The organism is Kitasatospora purpeofusca (assembly GCF_000718025.1).
GTDB lineage: Bacteria > Actinomycetota > Actinomycetes > Streptomycetales > Streptomycetaceae > Kitasatospora > Kitasatospora purpeofusca.
On record NZ_JODS01000089.1, the window covers coordinates 1 to 656 of the forward strand.

General features: G+C 72.1%; 1 pseudogene. It reads left to right on the forward strand.

The features are described 5' to 3' along the window. Nucleotides 1-428: 428 nt before the first annotated feature. Nucleotides 429-656, forward strand: a pseudogene (locus IF01_RS43345) (DEAD/DEAH box helicase); the annotation flags it as partial.

Below are 656 nucleotides of genomic sequence, written 5' to 3' on the forward strand. Positions count from 1 at the left end.
GAGTTCGACGTCACGCAGGGCCAGAAGGGCCCGCAGGCCGAGAACATTCGTCCGCTGTAGTTTTTCTGCCACGGCACCCGCCTGGTAGCGAGGGGCCCGCACCGCGTACATGATGCCCGGTGCGGGCCCCTCGGCATTGCGCCACGACGCACATCCCCGGCCGTTTCCGGCCCCTGGCTCCGCCGTCGGCGGCCGTCCCCACGCGAGACGCACAGCGCCGCGTCCGGATCGCCGCCCTGCCGTGACAGCTCACGGTTCGAGGTTCTTCGCTCCCGCCCCGCGGTGAGCGCCGGCCTGAGGTGACGTGCCGCACGGTTTCACCGTCCACGCCCCGCTCCCCATGCTTTCGGCCCGTTCCCGCAAGGCCTCCTGCCGGCGCCCCGCGCTGCGGAGTCGCCTCGCGACGTGCCGCCCCAGGAAGGTTTCACATGAACCGCTCCAGTCGCTCCCCGCACCAGAACACCAACTCCCGCACCTCGGCCTCCTCCCGCTCCGGCGGCTCCTACGGATCCCGCTCCGGCGGCAGTTCCTTCTACGGCGACCGGCCCTCCGGTGGTCGCTCCCGCCAGGGCTCCTCCCTGCAGGGGGAGTTCGCGATGCCGGTGAGCACCACCCCGTCGCTGCCGGCCGTCGAGGCGTTCGACGAGCTGGAGATG